Origin of the sequence: Staphylococcus saprophyticus subsp. saprophyticus ATCC 15305 = NCTC 7292 (genome assembly GCF_000010125.1) — a bacterium.
GTDB lineage: Bacteria > Bacillota > Bacilli > Staphylococcales > Staphylococcaceae > Staphylococcus > Staphylococcus saprophyticus.
In genome coordinates, this window is sequence record NC_007350.1 from 288,753 (window position 1) to 308,765 (window position 20,013).

General features: G+C 34.2%; 22 protein-coding genes. 12 read left to right on the forward strand and 10 right to left on the reverse strand.

Annotation, left to right across the window (positions count from 1 at the left end):
* Window positions 1-8: 8 nt before the first annotated feature.
* From SSP_RS01270 to SSP_RS01290, 5 genes are read right to left on the reverse strand one after another with little or no spacing between them, the layout of a single operon-like run.
* Window positions 9-698, reverse strand: coding sequence for an urease accessory protein UreF (locus SSP_RS01270; protein ID WP_011302248.1), 690 nt, complete (start codon window positions 696-698; stop codon window positions 9-11).
* A complete protein-coding gene (gene ureE, locus SSP_RS01275) occupies window positions 691-1,143 on the reverse strand; it encodes an urease accessory protein UreE (RefSeq protein ID WP_011302249.1) in 453 nt (150 codons plus the stop codon). The genes SSP_RS01270 and ureE overlap by 8 nt, the downstream gene beginning before the upstream one ends.
* A gap of 10 nt (window positions 1,144-1,153) precedes the next feature.
* Window positions 1,154-2,869: an urease subunit alpha gene (ureC, locus tag SSP_RS01280; RefSeq protein WP_002482218.1), complete on the reverse strand. Its 1,716-nt coding sequence runs from the start codon at window positions 2,867-2,869 to the stop codon at window positions 1,154-1,156.
* Between the two features lie 5 nt (window positions 2,870-2,874).
* A complete protein-coding gene (locus SSP_RS01285; protein ID WP_011302250.1) occupies window positions 2,875-3,279 on the reverse strand; it encodes an urease subunit beta in 405 nt (134 codons plus the stop codon).
* A 15-nt stretch (window positions 3,280-3,294) separates the two neighbouring features.
* Window positions 3,295-3,597, reverse strand: a complete 303-nt coding sequence (locus SSP_RS01290) for an urease subunit gamma (RefSeq protein WP_011302251.1) — start codon at window positions 3,595-3,597, stop codon at window positions 3,295-3,297.
* 215 nt (window positions 3,598-3,812) lie between these two features.
* On the opposite strand from SSP_RS01290, the gene yut reads away from it, so the two are divergent.
* The 8 genes from yut to SSP_RS01330 all read left to right on the forward strand — a co-directional run bounded on the left by yut (window position 3,813) and on the right by SSP_RS01330 (window position 11,403).
* The gene (gene yut / locus SSP_RS01295; RefSeq protein WP_011302252.1) at window positions 3,813-4,715 is read left to right on the forward strand and encodes an urea transporter; all 903 of its coding nucleotides are present in this window, start codon (window positions 3,813-3,815) and stop codon (window positions 4,713-4,715) included.
* Between the two features lie 91 nt (window positions 4,716-4,806).
* Window positions 4,807-6,285 carry a nickel ABC transporter substrate-binding protein gene (gene nikA / locus SSP_RS01300; RefSeq protein ID WP_011302253.1) on the forward strand — a complete coding sequence of 493 codons (1,479 nt, stop codon included), beginning with the start codon at window positions 4,807-4,809 and terminating at the stop codon, window positions 6,283-6,285.
* Complete coding sequence (nikB, locus tag SSP_RS01305) at window positions 6,285-7,262, forward strand: nickel ABC transporter permease (protein WP_172606400.1); 978 nt, start codon at window positions 6,285-6,287, stop codon at window positions 7,260-7,262. The genes nikA and nikB overlap by 1 nt, the downstream gene beginning before the upstream one ends.
* Window positions 7,259-8,080 (forward strand): nickel transporter permease, encoded by an 822-nt coding sequence (gene nikC / locus SSP_RS01310; RefSeq protein ID WP_011302255.1) that lies wholly within the window; start codon window positions 7,259-7,261, stop codon window positions 8,078-8,080. The genes nikB and nikC overlap by 4 nt, the downstream gene beginning before the upstream one ends.
* The gene (locus SSP_RS01315) at window positions 8,073-8,852 is read left to right on the forward strand and encodes an ATP-binding cassette domain-containing protein (RefSeq protein ID WP_011302256.1); all 780 of its coding nucleotides are present in this window, start codon (window positions 8,073-8,075) and stop codon (window positions 8,850-8,852) included. The genes nikC and SSP_RS01315 overlap by 8 nt, the downstream gene beginning before the upstream one ends.
* Window positions 8,845-9,534 carry an ABC transporter ATP-binding protein gene (locus tag SSP_RS01320; RefSeq protein WP_011302257.1) on the forward strand — a complete coding sequence of 230 codons (690 nt, stop codon included), beginning with the start codon at window positions 8,845-8,847 and terminating at the stop codon, window positions 9,532-9,534. The genes SSP_RS01315 and SSP_RS01320 overlap by 8 nt, the downstream gene beginning before the upstream one ends.
* A gap of 242 nt (window positions 9,535-9,776) precedes the next feature.
* Entirely contained in the window at window positions 9,777-10,688 is a 912-nt protein-coding gene (locus SSP_RS01325; protein WP_011302258.1) for an ABC transporter substrate-binding protein, read from the forward strand.
* A 301-nt stretch (window positions 10,689-10,989) separates the two neighbouring features.
* The gene (locus SSP_RS01330) at window positions 10,990-11,403 is read left to right on the forward strand and encodes a MarR family winged helix-turn-helix transcriptional regulator (protein ID WP_011302259.1); all 414 of its coding nucleotides are present in this window, start codon (window positions 10,990-10,992) and stop codon (window positions 11,401-11,403) included.
* A 139-nt stretch (window positions 11,404-11,542) separates the two neighbouring features.
* Here SSP_RS01330 and SSP_RS01335 read toward each other — a convergent pair whose 3' ends face one another.
* Window positions 11,543-12,970, reverse strand: a complete 1,428-nt coding sequence (locus SSP_RS01335; protein WP_002482230.1) for an APC family permease — start codon at window positions 12,968-12,970, stop codon at window positions 11,543-11,545.
* Between the two features lie 453 nt (window positions 12,971-13,423).
* Between SSP_RS01335 and SSP_RS01340 the strand changes: the two genes are divergently transcribed.
* Together SSP_RS01340 and SSP_RS01345 are read left to right on the forward strand one after the other, a co-directional pair.
* Entirely contained in the window at window positions 13,424-13,804 is a 381-nt protein-coding gene (locus SSP_RS01340; protein ID WP_011302260.1) for a VOC family protein, read from the forward strand.
* Window positions 13,805-13,854: 50 nt separating this feature from the next.
* Entirely contained in the window at window positions 13,855-14,658 is an 804-nt protein-coding gene (locus SSP_RS01345) for a Cof-type HAD-IIB family hydrolase (RefSeq protein WP_011302261.1), read from the forward strand.
* 82 nt (window positions 14,659-14,740) lie between these two features.
* Here the strand turns inward: SSP_RS01345 and SSP_RS01350 are convergent, their stop codons facing one another.
* Together SSP_RS01350 and SSP_RS01355 are read right to left on the reverse strand one after the other, a co-directional pair.
* Entirely contained in the window at window positions 14,741-15,163 is a 423-nt protein-coding gene (locus SSP_RS01350) for a universal stress protein (protein ID WP_011302262.1), read from the reverse strand.
* Window positions 15,164-15,272: 109 nt separating this feature from the next.
* On the reverse strand, window positions 15,273-16,340 hold the full coding sequence (locus SSP_RS01355; protein ID WP_011302263.1) for a quinone-dependent dihydroorotate dehydrogenase: 1,068 nt from the start codon (window positions 16,338-16,340) through the stop codon (window positions 15,273-15,275).
* 251 nt (window positions 16,341-16,591) lie between these two features.
* Here SSP_RS01355 and SSP_RS01360 point away from each other — a divergent pair, with 251 nt between their 5' ends.
* A complete protein-coding gene (locus SSP_RS01360; RefSeq protein WP_011302264.1) occupies window positions 16,592-17,449 on the forward strand; it encodes a fructosamine kinase family protein in 858 nt (285 codons plus the stop codon).
* A 333-nt stretch (window positions 17,450-17,782) separates the two neighbouring features.
* On the opposite strand, the gene SSP_RS01365 is transcribed toward SSP_RS01360, so the two are convergent.
* Complete coding sequence (locus SSP_RS01365) at window positions 17,783-18,016, reverse strand: DUF896 domain-containing protein (RefSeq protein WP_002482236.1); 234 nt, start codon at window positions 18,014-18,016, stop codon at window positions 17,783-17,785.
* Window positions 17,994-18,971: an LLM class oxidoreductase gene (locus tag SSP_RS01370; RefSeq protein WP_011302265.1), complete on the reverse strand. Its 978-nt coding sequence runs from the start codon at window positions 18,969-18,971 to the stop codon at window positions 17,994-17,996. The genes SSP_RS01365 and SSP_RS01370 overlap by 23 nt, the downstream gene beginning before the upstream one ends.
* Before the next feature lie 244 nt (window positions 18,972-19,215).
* Between SSP_RS01370 and SSP_RS01375 the strand changes: the two genes are divergently transcribed.
* Window positions 19,216-19,998 carry a trypsin-like serine peptidase gene (locus SSP_RS01375; RefSeq protein WP_011302266.1) on the forward strand — a complete coding sequence of 261 codons (783 nt, stop codon included), beginning with the start codon at window positions 19,216-19,218 and terminating at the stop codon, window positions 19,996-19,998.
* Window positions 19,999-20,013 lie beyond the last annotated feature (15 nt).

Sequence of the window (20,013 nt, forward strand, 5' to 3'; positions counted from 1 at the left end):
TTGTCCTCCTAAGATATAAAAATTCTTACATTTACGTTTTCATGTTCCATTTGATTGATTTCCAAACCTGGTGCTGTAATACCGAGCTGTGACGCAGGAATTGTCATGATATGGTCTCTTGTTTCTTTCATGATTGGAATCATTTTATGAACAATACGCTGTCCGGCAGTTTGTCCTAATGGAATTGCACGAACGGCATTTTGAGTGAGACTGGACACATTTTGATATAGATAATAGTCAATGATGGTTTCGATATCGACACCGAGATGGTGACCAAGCATTGTAAAGCAAATTGCAGGATGCAAGGATGCTTTTTTATCTTTCATTTGGGCATGATACCAATTAATCCAATCGCTATCATATAATTCAGACGCAAGTTTAACCATGCGATTTCCCATTTGTTTTGAACCTTGTCTCGTTTCTTTTGGTAAGTTTTGAACAAAAAGAATACGATCTAATTTCAATATTGCTTTTGTATCATTTTCATTTAGGGCATCATACACTAAACGCATTGTTAAACCATCTGCATATGTTAATTGCTCATTTAAAAATAACACGAGCCATTGTTGGAAACTTTCTTCGTCATGGACAGTATCACGCTGGATATATGTCTCAAGTCCAAATGAATGACTGAATGCGCCTGTTGGGAATTGCGAATCGCAAAATTGAAACAGGCGTAGGTGTGCATGATCAATCATGTGAATGTCCTATGTGTCTGAATGCTTTGTTAACTTTGCGGTCTTCATGTTCATAAGGAATACCTAGGTCTTTTAATAAAGATTCCACTAAGTAGTCATATTGAACGAGCATTTCAGTTTCTGTGAATTGTGCTGGTAAATGTCTGTTACCAAGTTGATGAGCGATATCTCCCATTTCTTGTAATGTACGTGGTTTGATTACCAGTAAATCTTCAGAATTTACATCAACAACAATCATATTTTTATCATCTTTATATAATATATCGCCGTATTGTAAATCAATAGGCTGTTTTAAACGGATACCTATTTCATTACCATGATCTGTTGTAACGCGTTGAATTCTTTTTACTAAATCTGAATTTTCTAGGTATACCTTTTCCATATGTTTACCTTTTTCACTATCTGAAAAATTAGCGATATTACCTACAATTTCTTCGATAATCATGATTTACCTCCTAGAATAAGAAATAGCGTTGTGTTAATGGTAATTCTGTAGCAGGTTCGCTTGTAATTTTCTCTCCATCAACAAAAACTTCATATGTTTGTGGGTCAACGTCTAAATCTGGTGTTGCATTATTGTTTTTCATATCTTTTTTACTTAATTTACGGATATTGTGCACAGGTCTTAATTTGCGTTTTAAGCCTAAAAGTTTACCAATATCGTTTTCATAAGCAGTTGTAGAAACAAAAGTCATCGATGTACTTTGTAGATTTCCACCTAATTGACCATACATTTTGCGATATTTTAAAGGTTCTGAAGTAGGGATAGAGCCATTCGCATCTCCGTTGATTGCAGCGTTGATTAACCCGCCTTTAACGATGACATCAGGTTTAACGCCGAAGAATGCTGGTTCCCAAAGAATGATGTCGGCTAATTTACCTTCATCAATTGAACCTACATAGTCAGAAATACCATGTGTAATGGCTGGGTTAATTGTATATTTTGCTATATAGCGTTTAATACGATTATTGTCATTGTATTCACTGTCGCCATCTAATAATCCACGTTGTTCTTTCATACGGTGAGCAACTTGCCAAGTACGGGTAATTACTTCTCCGACACGTCCCATTGCTTGTGAATCAGAACTTACCATACTAAATACGCCCATATCTTGAAGTACATCTTCAGCTGCAATGGTTTCTTTACGAATACGTGAATCCGCAAACGCAATATCTTCAGGGATAGATGCATTTAAATGGTGGGTAATCATAACCATATCTAAATGTTCATCGATTGTATTTACAGTATAAGGTAACGTCGGATTTGTTGAAGAAGGTAAAATGTTAGCATACGCAGCAGACTTAATTAAATCGGGCGCATGACCACCACCAGCACCTTCCGTATGATACATATGCAATACGCGATCTTTTACTGCAGCCATTGTTTCTTCCATGAAACCAGCTTCATTTAACGTATCTGCGTGCAACGCGATTTGTACGTCATAGTCATCTGCGACTTGTAAAGCATGATCAAGTGCTGAAGGCGTTGCACCCCAGTCTTCATGCACTTTTAAGCCGATTGCACCAGCGTGAATTTGTTCGACTAAAGCTGTGTGGTTTACAGCTTGCCCTTTACCAGTAAAGCCAATATTCAACGGTAATGACTCTGCTGCGAGTAACATACGATGTAAGTGCCATGGTCCAGGTGTGACAGTTGTCGCCTTCGTACCCTCAGACGCGCCTGTACCGCCACCGATATGTGTTGTGATACCACTTTCTAATGCAACTTGCGATTGTTCAGGGTTAATGAAATGGACATGTGTATCTATGCCACCCGCAGTTACAATTTTACCTTCAGCAGAAATAATGTCTGTTGTAGCACCAATAATAATATCTACGTTATCCATAATATCTGGATTGCCTGCTTTACCAATTTTCATGATATAGCCATTTTTAACGCCGATGTCGGCTTTGACAATCTTATCGTAATCAATAATCATCGCATTTGTGATGACTAAATCAGCAACTTGCTTGTCATCACGTGTGACATTTGGATTTTGTGCCATACCATCACGGATAGACTTACCACCGCCGAATGCAGCTTCATCTCCATATGTAGCGTAATCACGTTCTACGCGAGCAAATAAGTTTGTATCGCCTAATCTTACAGAATCACCAACAGTTGGTCCATAGAGACTTGTATATTGGGATTGCGTCATTTTAAAGCTCATACTTTTTACCCTCTTCCTTTGTTAGCATTTTCACTCGTTTTGTCTTGTTCTGCAATGACTTCTGTTGCAGTACTATCATCTTCCAGTTTATAAACACGTGACTCATCGATGGAACCATTTACGTCACCATGAAAACCGTAGATTTTACGTTTACCACTGTATTCTACGAGTTGTACTTCTTTTTCATCACCAGGTTCAAAACGAACAGCCGCGCCTGCTGGTATATCTAGACGTTTGCCATAGGCTTTTTCATGATCGAATTGTAACGCTGGGTTAGCTTCGAAAAAGTGATAGTGTGAACCAACTTGGATAGGGCGATCGCCTGTATTTTTAACATTAAGGATTGTTGCATTATGCCCTTGATTCACTTCGATTTCTGTACGTTTGACTATAATTTCACCAGGTTTCATAATTTTAATCCTCCTCTAAACGATTGGGTGATGGACAGTAATGAGTTTCGTACCATCTGGGAACGTTGCTTCGATTTCCATTTCAGTTAACATATCTGCAACGCCTTCCATCACGTCATCTTCATTTAATATTTGTTTACCATAGCTCATGAGTTCGGCAACTGTTTTTCCGTCTCTAGCGCCTTCGAGTAACTCGAAACTGATAATAGCTACAGCTTCCGGATAATTTAATTTCAAACCTCGTTGTTGACGTCTGCGAGCTAAATCTGCTGCGATGACCAACATCAGTTTATCTTGTTCACGTTGTGTAAAATGCACAATCTCACTACCTTTCGACAAATTGAATTGTGTACATAAAAATTTATATGTGCACCTTAATAATAAGACGATTAATTTGGAACTACAAGAATAAACCATTACATTCCACAAAATTAAAAAACATTTAAATAAAATCATGATATATATTGCTTTAATTTTTTGTATTTCTCATATATTATTGTTTAAGTCAGAATATATAGAAATCAGGTGACAATGTGGATGCGATTCGAATTGTATTGAAGAATATCTCACAAGTACTACTGCTAAATAATGCATGGACGGGATTATTTATTTTGCTAGGGTTATTTATAGGTAGCTGGAAGGTGGGTGTGATGGCACTCATAGCGAGCGTCATTGCATTGTTACTAGCAAAAAGGACTAATTATTCAGAAGAAGAAATCAATACAGGATTATCAGGTTTTAATCCAGTATTAACAGCAATTGCATTGACATTATTTTTAGTGCCAAAATGGTACAGTTTAATTATTATTTTAGTTGCAATCATCATTACGATGCCAATCGGTTCTGCATTTAGAGAGTTCTTTAAACCTTTTGGTGTACCTATGTTAACGATGCCTTATGTGTTCGTAAGTTGGCTCATTTTACTCATGTCATTTCAATTTAAATTCGTAAATGCTGATGTAAATATTCTTCCCAATGCGATACAGGAAATTCAATTTTCGGGTCATCATATTCAATTTATCAATGCTTTTTTATCCGGATTTAGTGAAATATTTTTATTGAAAAGTGTGTTAGCGGGCACGTTAATATTAATTGGCATTTTTATAGCATCTAGAAAAGCGGGTGTTTATGCGATAGTAGCCAATTTAATAGGATTTTTAGCAGTGATTGTATTAGGTGCAAATCATGATCAAATTAATGAAGGTTTATTCGGCTATAATGTGATACTCACTGTGTTAGCGCTAGGCATAGCGTTTCGAACTAGAATACAACGACCAATTAGTATCGTTTTAGGTATATTGCTGACTGTGGTAATCCATGCAGGTATGACGACATTATTAACACCCTATGGACTCCCTGTCTTTACACTGCCGTTTATTATCGCAACGTGGATAATGCTATTTGCGGGTAATCAAATGAAAGCGCAAGAAATATAATCATAGGTTATTAATAATGAATGTTATGCAAGATAAAGTCATAAGTATATTTTCTAAGTGATTAATAATTTATTAGGAAGAAGGAATATGAATGAAAAAAATGGTCGCACTATTAGCAACAACAGCGATTGTGTTGGCAGGTTGCAGTGGATCAGGTAATGAATCAAAAGGTAAAACGTTGAATGTCGAATTGCCACTAAAGACAACTTCTATAGCACCTTACGAAACAGATGTACCTGTTAAGATAGGCTCAGCAGAATCACTATTTAAAGCAGGTGCGAATGGTAAAGTACAAAAACTTTTAGTAGATACGTATAACCAGAAATCACCAACGCAATTAGATTTGAAATTAAAAGATGACATTAAATTTCAAAATGGTAAAAAAGTAACGGGCCAAGCTGTAAAGGCGAGTCTTGAGGAAAGTATAAAAAAAAGTGATCTCGTTAAAGGCTCATTACCAATTAAAGAAATTAAAGTAGATGGCCAAAATGTAAGTATCACTACCAAAGAGGCTTATCCTGAATTAGTATCTGAATTGGCTAGTCCATTTTCGGCTATTTACGATACAAAAGCGGATAGTGATGTAACGAAAGCGCCTGTTGGTACGGGACCATACCAAATTAAAGATTACAAACAATCTCAAAATATTAAACTAGATCAATTTAAGGATTATTGGCAAGGTAAACCAAAATTAGACCATGTAAATGTTACATATCAAGAAGATGGTAATGCGCGTTCAAGTGATCTAAGTTCAGGCAAAGCCGATGTCATCACAGATGTGCCAGTCGAAAAAGAAAAAACATTAAATCAAGGTGATAAAACGACAACATCTTCAGTTTCTGGATTTAGAACGTCCTTGATCATGTATAACCACACAAGTAAAAAAATGACGAAACCGGTGCGTGAAGCCCTTGACAAAGTTGTGGATAGAGAAAGCATTGCTAAAAATGTCTCCAAGAATCATGCGACACCTGCCACTGGGCCATTTAATACAAAATTAGATTTTATTGATAAACAACAGGTACAAAAGCAAGATATTGATGAAGCTAAAAAAATAATGGCAGCGCAAGGCTACACGAAAGCACATCCTTTAAAACTAACGGTATCAACATATAACGGACGTCCAGAGCTTCCAAAAATGGCTCAAGTACTTCAATCAGATGCTAAAAAAGCAAATATTGATATTACGATTCGTAACGTAGATGATATTGAGGGTTATCTTAAAGACAAGAGCCAATGGGATGCATCAATGTATAGCTTTGGAACGATTCCTAGAGGTGATACGGGTTATTTCTTTAATCAAGCGTATAAGCCTGAGGGTGCAATCAATGCAGGTGGATATGACAATGCGAAAGTAACCAAACTGATTGATCAATTCAATAAAACAGTTGATAAAACTGAACGTAATCGACTAACTAATGAAATTATCGATATTACAGATAAAGATAAAGCCAATAGTTATCTTACTTATATGGATAATATTGTCGGTATGAATAAAAAAGTTAAAAACTTAAAAGCAACGCCTGAAGGCATTTATCTCATTGATTATAAGGTTGATAAAGCGAAATGATATTAAAAAATATACTTTCTAGAATTGGACAAATGATCATTGTATTGTTTGTCCTTTCTACTATTACTTTTATTTTAATGAAACTTACGCCAGGAGATCCTATAGATAAAATATTACATTTGGATGTAGCAAATGTTTCAAGTGATCAAATAGAAGCGACTAAAGCAAAACTTGGGCTAGACCAACCCGTAATCATTCAGTATGTGCAATGGCTCGGGCAAATTATCCAATTAAATTTTGGGACCAGTTATCAAACAGGTGAACCCGTTATCAAAGAATTAATTTACTATACACCGCCAACATTATTTATCGCAGTGATGACAATAGTTGTCGTGTTTGTCGTAGCCATACCATTAGGCATGATTGCAGCAAAGTACTATCATACATGGTTAGACAGTTTAATAAGAAGTGTGACATCTTTTACAGTAAGTATACCGTCCTTCTTCTTGGGTACGATATTGATTTATGTGTTTGCGCAAAAGTGGAATCTACTCCCGTCCTCTGGTCTTGATACAATGGCAGGCTATATATTACCAGTCATTGCATTAAGCGTTGGTATGAGTGCATATTACGTAAGGTTAATGCGTTCAAATTTAGTCGAACTCTACCAATCAAAAGAAGTGGAAGCAGCAAGATTAAGAGGGATGTCTGAACGTTATATATTATGGCAAGATTTATTTAAACCAGCAATTATTCCAATCATTACGGTGTTAGGTATGTCTGTGGGCAGTCTAATCGGTGGTACTGTTGTGATAGAAAATTTATTTGGTATACCAGGGATTGGTCATTTTCTTGTAGATAGTATTCAAGCACGTGATTACCCTGTTGTTCAAGGTGCTGTTATCATGATTGGTTTCTTTGTTGTATTAGCAAATACAATGAGTGATTTACTGTTATTATGGATTGATCCCAAGCGACGATATAACAAGCCAACGGATATTGAACGCATGAAACGTCAGGATGGTGAGTCATTATGAAGCAGATTAACCGACGAAATATGATATTTTATGCATTTGCGGTTTATTTTGTTGTACTTATCATTGCACAGTTTTTTGTATCGTCTTATAGTGCATACGAAGTCAATTTAGGCAGTAGTTTGGAAACGCCAAATTTAACACATTGGTTAGGTACGGATGATTACGGACGTGATTTATTTTCAAGAGTGATTATCGGTGCTAGATATACATTGATTATAAGTTTAATTACGCTGTTTATTACAGTTATCATTGGTGTGCCATTAGGCCTGCTTGCTGGCTATAAGAAAGGTATCGTGGATACGTTCATTATGCGCTTGATTGATATTGGATTAAGCATTCCTGAGTTTGTGTTAATGATTGCATTAGCTAGTTTTTTCAAACCGAGTATTTGGAACCTTGTCATTGCGATTACAATTATCAAGTGGATGACCTATACAAGATTAACGCGATCAGTAGTTAGTAGTGAAATCAATAAACCATATATACAGATGGCAAGGTTATTTCATGTACCGACACATGTCATTATTTTTAAACATTTTATGCCGCAAGTGATGCCATCTATTATTGTATTAATGACGGTAGATTTTGGGAAAATAATATTATATATTTCTTCACTTTCATTTTTAGGATTAGGTGCACAACCACCATCTCCTGAATGGGGCGCGATGCTCAATGTAGGCAGAGATTATATTAGTTCCTACCCATTACTGATTATTGTGCCAGCCTGTTTAATTACTGTTACGATTTTATTATTTAACTTAGCAGGCGACGCGCTGAGAGATAGGTTATTGAAAGGACAACGTGATGTGAATGACTAATATACTAGAAATAACAAATTTATCTATAGCAGATCGTTTTGGTAATAAGCTGATTCAACACGTGGATTTAGGTCTTAAAAAAAGTAAAGTGAATGTCTTAATTGGTGAGAGTGGTTCTGGCAAAAGTTTAACAGCTAGAGCAATGGTCCAACAGATACCGAACACACTAGATATGCAATACGATTGCATGACTTATGAACATAGTGAAATGTCTGATATGCACAATCTTTTAGGTAAAGAAATTGGTTTTATTTCTCAAAACTATACACACAGCTTTAACGATCATACGAAACTTGGGAAACAATTGATTTCTATATATAGACAACATTACAAGACAGATAAAAAAGGTGCGCAAAAAATTGTGGAACAAGCACTATCATGGGTCGAATTAAATCCTTCTCAAATGATGTCAAAGTACCGTTTCAGCCTTTCTGGAGGGCAATTAGCTCGAGTTCAAATTGCTAGCGTATTAATGCTCAATCCTAAGGTCATTATTGCCGATGAACCAATAGCTTCATTAGATGCTGTTACAGGCGTGAGTATTATGAATTTGATTAAACATTTGGCTGAAGTACACAAAGTGACTTTGCTGTTAATAACACATAATCTATCGCATGTATTAGATTTTAGTGACTGGATTCATGTCATTAAAAATGGTGAAATGGTAGAGTCCAATCATATTGATGCTTTTAAAAATAATGATGTTAAACCGTATAGTTTAAAATTATTTAATTCCCGTAGTCGATTAAAGAAAGGGGATTACCATGCTTAATTTAACAGACGTTAGCTTTAGCTATAAACATGAAGCTATTTTAAAAAAGATTCAATTATCCATACAAGCCGACGAGATTGTCGGAATCGTTGGTGAAAGTGGTTCTGGTAAGACGACACTAGCAAAAATAATGCTCGGATTACTTCAACCAACACATGGTGAAGTTATCACGCATAAGGAACGCGTTTTACCAATATTTCAACATGCTGTAGATAGCTTTAATCCTAAATTTAAAATTAGAAAATCTATGGAAGAGCCAATAAAGTATCAACGTAGAGGGGAATCACAAAAGGCGGCGCAACGCTTGTCTGATTTAATGGCCTATATGCAATTAGATACAAAATTGATGGATCGATTGCCTGAAGAGTTAAGTGGTGGCCAATTGCAGCGTTTTAATACGATACGTACATTAATGTTAGAACCTGACATACTTATTTGTGACGAAATTACAGCAAGCTTAGATGTCATTGCAGAACAACGTATGATTGATATATTAAGGCATTATTATAAAACAACACATAAAGGCATGATATTAATATCACATGATCTTGCGTTTCTAAATCAAATTGTTAATCGATTCATTGTAATGAAAAATGGTGAAATTGTAGATGATTTTGAAACTAAAGATTTATTTAATGTTACGCGTCATGAATATACTAAAACACTACTTTCTATTTATTAGAAAGTAGTATTTTTTTAAATTTCGATAATCAAATATATTTAAATTTCAAAAATAATGCGTGATATATGATTGAGATTAATATATATGATTGAGATTAATATATATGATTGAGATTAATATATATGATTGAGATTAATATATATGATTGAGATTAATATATATGATTGAGATTAATATATATGATTGAGATTAATATATAATAATGTATAATTGAGAATAAGATGAGAAAAGGGGAAAGATAAATGAAAAAATTAATATTTCCGTTGCTAGCACTGATGTTAATACTAGCGGCGTGTGGCAATAATTCAAGTGATGACGCTTCGAAAAAGGATAAAAAAGAAAAGACGTATACACAAGATTCAGGTAAAAAAGTAAAGATACCTAAAGATCCTAAACGTATCGTAGTGTTAGGTGCAACATATGCAGGTGGATTGAAAGAACTTGATGCAAATATCGTGGGTGTCGCAAACATTGTAGATGATAGTAAAGTGTTAAAAGACAAATTTAAAGATGTTGATAAAGTAGATGCTGAAAATGTTGAAAGTGTAGCGAAACTTAAACCAGATTTGATTATTACATACAACACTGACAAGAATTTGAAAAAATTAAATAAAGTTGCACCAACTATTGCTTTTGATTATATGAAACATGATTATAAAGAACAGCATAAAGAGTTAGGTAAAATTGTAGGTAAAGAAGATAAAGCAGAAGATTGGATTAAAGACTGGGAAGAAAAAACAAAAGATGATGGTAATGAAATTAAAGATGCCATCGGTGAAGATACAACTGTATCTATCATTAAAGATTTCGACAAAAAAATCTATGCATTAGGTAAAACATATGGTCATGGTAGTGAAATTCTATATGATTCATTTGGTTTGAAAATGCCTGAAAAAGTAGAAAAAGCGACTAAGAAAAATGATTTAGCTGATATATCTGAAGAACAAATTCCTGAAATGTCAGGAGATTATGTTGTTACACCAGTTGCCAAAGGTGCAGATTTATCATTCGAAAATAAAGATATTTGGAAAAATACAGAAGCGGTTAAAAATGGTAAAACATTTAAAGTGGATGAAGGTATCTACTGGTTAAATGATCCATATTCATTAGACTATGAACGTAAAGACTTAAAAGAAAAATTATTAAACCATTAGTCATTTAAAACAAATTAGTTAGTGAAGTAAACTTAAAACTGTCGCCAAAGTTGTTAAACTTTGCGGCAGTTTTTCTATTTGATTGAGTATGTCAATGTGTATCAATGATCATTATTTTGGTAACAGCGCTAAGATGATAAAGAAAGATGCACATGTCATAGTTTTTGAGCTAAACATTATAAGGTGACATCCTATATTAAGACAAAAAATGTATTTAGAGAATTAATTAAATAAATGTTATCATTTACATAAATAAAATCACATTGTATTAAAACGATGCTTATATCTTTGGGAGGATACGATGAAAAAACAACAGAAAATTGATAATTGGGTACAGCTCACGAAATATGTAAACTATATCGATACGATGATTGAGAAAAAATTGAAGCAAGAATACAATTTGAGTGTAAAAGAATTTTATGTGTTGTATGAGATTTACAAAGCTAAAGGGAAAAAATATAAAATTAATGATTTGATTAAAATTGTAGATTTAAGCCAAAGTGCAATGTCACGTTTAATCGTAAGAATAGAAAAGCCAACGAAAGCATTAGTAGTGAGACAAGAATGTCTTGAAGATCACCGGGCGATGTATATTTATTTAACTGAGGAAGGGCAGGACATTACTGAAAAAGCTTTGAACACGTATGAAAGTCTAATCTCAAAAGTGAGCTTTTCTAATATTCGTAAGCTTTCTCAAATAGATAGTATAGATTAATGGTGTATGTAAGCTATAACGATAGCTGTGTTGATAAATAAACAGCAGTATAAATATTTGGTTGAATGATAAAACGAGTGTTTTATAAATAAAAGGGCTAAAACATGTACGCATGTTTTAGCCCTTTTTATTCGTATTATTAAGATTGACGTTTTTTAGAATGCTTCACACCATATAGAAGGTAAATGAGCAACCCAATAATAAACCAGATGAGTGTGTATAATTTTGCTTCAGCACCTAAGCCCCAGAATACAACAACGACACTGACAAACGTGATGATTGGCATAACAGGGTAGAATGGCATTTTAAAAGCTGGCATCGGAATATCTTTTCCTTCTCTTGGGCGTAACCCAAAAATACCAATGGAAACAAACATAAATGCGACCAAGGTTCCTGCAGAAATTAACTGCGCAAGGAAGGCGAATGGGAACATAGAGCCAATGATAACTGCAATCACGGTTAAAATAATTAATGAACGATTAGGTAAATTTTTCTTGTTTAGTTTTCCTAACCAAGAAGGTAATAAACCATCACGACCAAAGGAATATAGTAGACGTGAGCCAGCTAACATCATTCCAATAAGGGCTGTGAACATACCAATAACAGAAATTGCTTGCACAATAGCTGCCACAACACCAAAACCACTTTGTCTTAAGGCCCAACCAACAGGTTCAGCATTATCAGCATAAGCTGAATAAGTAAACATACCTACAAGGACAAGTGATACTGCGACAAATAGAATGACAGCTATTGCTAATGACCCTAAGATACCGCGAGGCATTGTTTTTTGTGGATTAATTGCTTCAGCCGAATTTGCTGCAATTGAATCAAAACCAATATATGCTAAGAATATCATTGATACACCTGCATAAATACCTTGCCAACCACCAAAGGAACCTGTTTCAGTTACTTTATGTTCAGGTATAAATGGTACATAATTGCTTAAATCAATAGCGGTTAAACCTACTACGATAAATAGTAAAACAGCTAAAACTTTAATTACAACGAGTATATTTTCAATACGTGCTGCTGCCGAAACACCATATGACAAGAGACAAGCAGTAAGTAAAATGACCACAGCGGCAACGATATCAATGATGCCTCCATCTGTCCCTAATGTATTGGATAATGATTTGGGTAATTCAATCCCTAATGGTGAGACGAGACCACGTAAATTTGCCGAAAAACCAGAGGCAACAAAGGCGACGGCTATAAAGTATTCAGCTAACAATGCCCAACCGGCAACCCAACCGAATACCTCCCCAAATACGACATTAATCCAAGAATATGCTGAACCAGCAAACGGCATTGCCGATGACATTTCAGCATAAGCAAAAGATACGAGACCCGCTACAACTGCAGCTAATAAGAACGAAAGTGCAACTGCTGGCCCAGTATGCTGTGCTGCGACTACACCTGGTAATGTAAAAATAGAAGTTGAAACAATGGTACCAACACCTAAAGCAAGGAAATCTTTTACACGTAATGTTCTATTTAAATGTGCATCCTTCACTTGATAGACGGAAGGATCTTCTCTTTTTAAAATCTTATTAAAAAAACCTTTCATAATGAACCTCTCCCAATGAATAATATATCGTAAAACTTAATAACTAATTTATGATAATGTATATCATAGCACATATATATCTAAATATTCAGAAAATTTTATAAAAATATGTGTAAATATACACAAAAATACCGCTTTTATGTGAACTTTTGTTAAGCAGTGTTTAATACCAGTAGATGATTACCTAGAAATTTTTAGAAAGGTGATAATAAAGCTAATTAACACATACTTTTAGCAGCGCATTAATATTTTCAAAAAGTATTTTTATTTAGCCTCATTATAATAGAATGCTCTGATGAAAAATAATTTATACATCCCGAAAGTTAGGCACATGGTCTTAACTTAAAGGATGTATTTTTATTTATATTAAAAACAGTGATTTATAGTTTTATTCAAGTGCAAATGGTAAGCTAATATTAAATTTGAGATTGAATGAAATAGGGGGTATTTATTATGAATATACAATCATCATGGCTTAATTTACCAGTAAAAGATTTAAAAGCGAGTGCGACTTTCTTTGAAAATATTGGGTTTACGATTAAAAAGAATGAAGCTGTTTTAGACAAAATGAGAGGTATTGAAACAGCAGATCATAAAATCATTATGTTAATTGAGCAAGGTCAATTTGAAAAAGTGGCGCAACAATCTGATATAGTTAGACATGAAGCATTGGTTTCAGTTTCTGTAAAAGAGGCAGCAGAGGTAGATGACTTATTAAATCATGTTGAAACAGCAGGTGGAAAAGTACTTCAACGTGGTACAAAACATGAAGGCTTTTATGGTGGTCTATTTAGCGATATTGATGGACACTTATTTAATATTATCGCAATGTAATTTAAACTATAACGTAAACATTTATATACAGTATTGAAGGGAGTATCAGTATGATAAAAGCAATTGCGGTAGATAAAGATGGTACATTTCTTAAATCTGACCATACCTATGACAAAGCATATTTTAATCGTTTATATCAAAAAATTGTACAGCAAAATATAAAATTTATCGTAGCTAGTGGTAATCAATATGCACAGTTACGCTCATTTTTTCCTGACAAGGTAGATAATATCACTTTTGTAGCAGAAAATGGCGCGGTAACTTATCAAAATGATGCATTGTTGACAGCACATTATTTTGACCAACAACTCATATTTGAAGTTTTAGAAATGATTCATCAAACGTATCATATCAGTGATGTTGTTTTAAGTGGTATACATTCAGCATATGTAAGTGATGAGAGTAGCGACGAATTCCTAAATTTTATACGAAATTATTACTATGATATCAAAAAAGTAGCTTCATTTAATGAAATCACAGAGGATCACTTTGTAAAAATAGCTTTACGGATTAAAGATGAAGACTTGGTTAAGCAAGTGACTAACGAAATAGAACAACGTTATAAAGGGAAGATACGTGCAGTGACAAGTGGAAATGACAGTGTGGATTTAATCTTACCTAGTGTGAATAAAGGCGTTGCGATCAAAGAATTGTTAAAAGAATGGGACATACAGCAAGACGAATTACTCGCGTTTGGTGATGCCAATAATGATTTAGAAATGCTCGGTTTAACCATACATAGTTATGCTATGGCAAATTGCAGTGATGAATTAGCAGCGATTGCAAAACATCGGGCACCGTCTAACGATGAATCAGGTGTTTTACAAGTGATTGAACGATATCTTCAACAATAGTGCATTTAATAATAAAACTCAATTTCAGTTATACCTGCCAATGAATAGAGGCGAGTTATAACTGAAATTGAGTTTTTATTTGCTAATTTACAATTAATACAGGTATGTCAACATTACTTGCAATTTTGTGTGTAACGTTACCAAGTATATTCTTGATATCAGATTTTTCACGCGTATTACTCATTACGATAATGTCATATGCATTTTCCTTCACTTCAGTCAAAATCGCTTGTTTAATATAACCTGCGCTAAATTTAACCGTGACAGTTAAATCGAGTGCTTCTAATTGTTGAATGAAAGGTGAGAGCACTTCGTTCTTCTCGTTTGCTAAATCTTCAAAATGCTTATTATCGTAACGTACCGACGTTTCAAGTTCACTTTCTGGAATAACATTAAATACTGTAACTTCAGCATTTTCAACGCCATTGGTTAAATTTTCCAATTCTTTAGGGACGTTATTGAACGAATTATCAAAGTCATAAGCTAATAATATTTTCTTATACATGATAGCGCCTCCTTTTTATTCATATACCCTATTAAAAATAAAGTAATAATTTAATATTGATGATTAAGTGATTGCTTAAATAAATAGGATGACGCTTGTTAGCATAGCGTTATTTTACATCTAAACCGATAATTTCGTTAACATTGTTGTAGCCATTTGATTTAAGATAATGTGCTAATTGTTTATTCAATTTCTGAGTTAGTCCTGGACCTTCAAATACTAAAGCACTATAAATTTGAACTAGCGATGCACCTTGGCGCATCATTTTTATGACATCTTCTGCGTTGAAAATACCACCAGTTCCGATAATTAAAAATTGGCCATCTGTTTGTTTGTAAGCATAAGAAATGAGTTTAAGATTACGCTCGAATAGTGGTTTGCCACTTAAACCGCCAGTTTCTTCACGATGATTTGAATGCAGTGCTTCACGTTGTTGTGTTGTGTTGGCTAGTATAATGCCATCAAAAGTTTGCGTAATTGGTGTTAACATTGCACCAAGACCATCTAAAGATAAATCAGAAGTTAATTTTATGAAAATAGGAACATTAAGGCTTTCTTTATATTTATATGTCTGAATAGCTTCGCATAATTGCGAGAATTCATCTTTATCATGGAAGCTTTGTAAATTTTCTGTATTAGGTGAGCTGATGTTGACAGTAAAGAATGTGACGTCGTTTTTAAACGTATCAATCACTTTGATGTAGTCTTCATAACGCGCTTCATAAGGTGTGGATTTATTTACACCAACATTTAAACCGACTGGAATTTGATAACGATGCTTGCGTAAATAACTTAAAGCTTTATTCATACCTAAATTGTTAAATCCCATGCGGTTAATGAGTGCTTGATCTTCAACTAAACGATACATACGCGGTTTTGGATTACCTGGTTGTGGTTTAGGCGTTATACCACCAAGTTCAATTGATCCAAATCCTGCATTTTCTAAAGCTTTAGGAACTTCACAAGATTTGTCGAAGCCGGCTGCTAAACCAATAGGATTCGCAAAGTGAATGCCTTTGAGGTTTTGGTTTAATGAGTCGTTTTCGTAATGAAAGATTTTTTTAATTACAGGTAATAATTTTGGATGGTTTTGAACAAATTTAAGCGCGTCTATCGTCATTCCATGCGCTTTTTCAGGATCGAATTGAAATAACATTGGTTTGATGAGTTTATACATATAGTGATCGCTCCATTTATCAAATTTAATTAAAAATATTTATGTATCTTAAGTTCAATATGTAAAAAAGCTGAATTGAAAATGATGTCTTTAATAGACTAGCATTTTACGGAATATATGCCTAGACCAAATAAAAATAATTAATAGAAGTTTCACAGAAATCATTGGGTAGGTTTGTATGATTAAGTAGATAAGAAAAAGGAAATAACCATATATAACTTAATTTTAAGAGATTAGTGGAGGGATGATTCATGAATCAAGCGTGGCAATCACAATTGCCTTTAAGTCATATTAAAAATATCGTTCCTGTAAGTGGTGGAGATGTTAATGATGCATTTCGTATTGAAACGGATCAGGAAGATTATTTTCTACTAGTACAACGTAAGAGAAAGTCAACTTTTTTTGATGCCGAAATTGCAGGGCTCAATTTATTTGAAAAAGTCGGTATTACTGCACCGAGAGTCATTGATAGTGGAGAAATTGAAGATGACGCTTATTTACTATTAACTTATTTAGATGAAGGCGTGTCAGGTAGCCAAGAAGCATTAGGACAACTTGTGGCGCGTATGCATAGCGAGCAACAAGCAGATAATCAATTTGGTTTTGATTTACCTTATGAAGGTGGCGATATTTCATTTGATAATAGTTGGACGAATAGTTGGATTACCTTGTTTGTAGAAAAACGCTTAGATAAGCTCAAAGATAGATTGGTGCAACAAGGATTATGGGGAGACGCAGATGTCACTCAATATCAGGCAGTACGTCGTGTGATTGTAAATGAATTAGAAAGTCATAATAGCAAACCTTCATTATTACATGGCGACTTATGGGGCGGTAATTACATGTTTTTAACAGATGGTTCACCAGCGCTATTCGATCCTGCACCATTATATGGGGATAGAGAATTTGATATAGGCATTACTTCAGTGTTTGGAGGATTTACGCAAGCATTTTATGACGCTTATCATAAGCACTATCCACTGAGTGAGGGAGCAGATGTGCGCTTAGAATTTTATAGATTGTATCTTTTAATGGTACATCTAGTTAAATTTGGTGAAATGTATGCAGGTAGTGTTGATCGTTCAATGCAAAAAATATTAAATCAATAAAATAAGGAAGTGGGATAGAAATCAAATTTTCTAATAGAGATTTCGTATGCCTATCTATGCAATCAAGGCAAGGATGACTCGGATAAAGGTTTGCCTGAGCTAACGTTCATACATCAATCTCACTAGCATTTTTATGTGGCATAGCTAAGTTTCAGCTGATACATCAGAATGATTTGTGTCCATAAAAATGAAAACATCGTTTCTTTAAACAAGTGAGACGTTACATTTTCAATTCAGTCATCTACTGCCTAAACGAAAAAGAGCCTGAGGCATCTAATTATGTCTCAGGCTCTTACTCATAACAATCAAGTATCTCTAGATGATTCATTTAAATTAATCTATATCAAGTGTACCCATTTCTTCTCTTAATTGGTAAACTTTGTCTGGTGTCACGTCTTCACCTAAAGGATCAACTACTTTTAACGTTGAAAATGTATGGATTACTTGTCCACGTATCATTTTCAAATATTCTTGTCTCAAAGTTTGTTGTTCTTCTTTTTCTTCAATGCTTAACGTTTCTATTTTTTCTTTATTTGCAAGTTCATTAATTCTGTCTAGTAATGTCATTGTTTTTTTCCTCCTGTGATAAATGAGGTGGGAAGTGTGGAATAATATAATCGCCGACCTCAGTTAATAGTGATTTATATGGTCTATCATTAGATGTTAAATGCAACATCATATGATTTGTACCGATTTTTTCATATGATTTTAAAATGTTTAATAAAGTATTTCTACCTAAACGGTAGCCACCTTTAATTGGTTTAACGAGTTCATTAGGATTTAAAGATAAGTCGATAACTAATGGATGCATAAATGGTTTGAATACATCATTGTTATGCCATTCTTTTAATAAAGCTTTTTGTTTTTGAAATGGTTGTGGATAAAACATAAGGCCATCCATATTTTTCTTAATCCAGGAGAGTTCCTGTCGCGAATATCCTGTAGCAAACATGGGTATATGATTGTGTTTTGGCAATATTTGAAGACCTGAATCTTCATATAATTCAAATATTGAATTTGATATTTTTGGCGAATGTGATTGCCACAAATCATTCATTGCATAGATCGCATCCTGGAATTGCTTTGATAATTGCGTTTCTTTTATCTTGAAAGCTGGAAACTCAAATGGACGATCTCCTGTTGCTAAACCTAATAAAAATCGCTCGTCTGATATCAAGTCAAGAGAAGTTGCAGCTTTAGCTGTATGAATTGGATGACGCAATGTAGCAACAATACTAGATGTTCCGAGAGCGATTTTCGATGTTTTAGCGCTTAAATAAGATAAAAATACAAACGGATCGTAGTTTGTCGTTACATTACCTAAATGTGGACTATAAAGTGGATTATCTCTCACAAAAAGGCTTGTAAATCCAAGATTTTCAGCATACTGTGCTAAATCAACTTGATTTTCAAACGACAATGCGATGTTTTCAGAATTATCAAAAGGCAGCATTAATCCCAAAGTTAAATGGCCTTGTTGAAAAGTCCGTTTGAAACCATTGTGTTTTTGAATTGTTGTCACGTCTATCCCTCCTTAACTTGTATTTACAACACCTGATAACTAACTAACACGTGTTGTATAAATGCATTGTATACTGATTTGTTAACTAATGCAAACAACATGTTTATTCACTAAAAAAGTCAGTTGAATTTAAATGATATTTATTATTTTAAAAGCTAAATTTCTAAAACGATAATACAATTATTTGATTATTATCCGAAAATTCATTAAATTGAAATAGAAAAAATTTTGATGGAGGTTGTTTATGCTTAAAAGAAAACTACGAGGTGGTCTCATATTCATAATAGCTTTATTATGTACTGTGATCTCGATAAATGGAAATACATATGCAGCAACGCAAACACATCAATCGACTGATCAGTCAGCTCAGTCTGAAGACGCTAAAGTCGGTACCAATCAAATTAAGACAAGAGTCGTCTTACCTAATGACGATAGAACACAAATAGAAAATACAACAAATGGTCATTATCAATCTGTTGGCTATATTAGTATTGGAGATAATATTGCGACGGGTGTTGTGATTGATAAAAATACAGTGTTAACTAATAAACACGTTGCCAACCTTTCTGAAGGGAATATGAATTTTTCACCAGCTGCCCAAAATGAAAATACGATGCCTTATGGTACATTTTCTGAAAAAGAAATTGAAGTGTACCCAGGAAATGAAGATTTAGCGCTTATACATTTAAATAAAAATAAAGATGAGCAATCAGTTGGAGATGTAGTTCAACCGGCGACTTTAAAAGATGCCTCAGCGGTAACAAAAGATATGCCGATTACCGTAACGGGTTATCCAGGAGATAAGTCCTTGGCTACAATGTGGGAGAGTAAGGGCCAAATACTGAATACGAACACTACTGAATTTGAATATAATGCGAGTACATTCGGAGGTAATTCTGGCTCTCCTGTATTTAACGAAAATAATGAAGTGATTGGTATACACCAAGGTGGTATTGAAGGTGAAAGTAATAGTGCCGTAGCTATGACAGATGATGTATTGAGCTTTATTAATAAGAATAAAAGTTAATAAAAGGTACAAGCA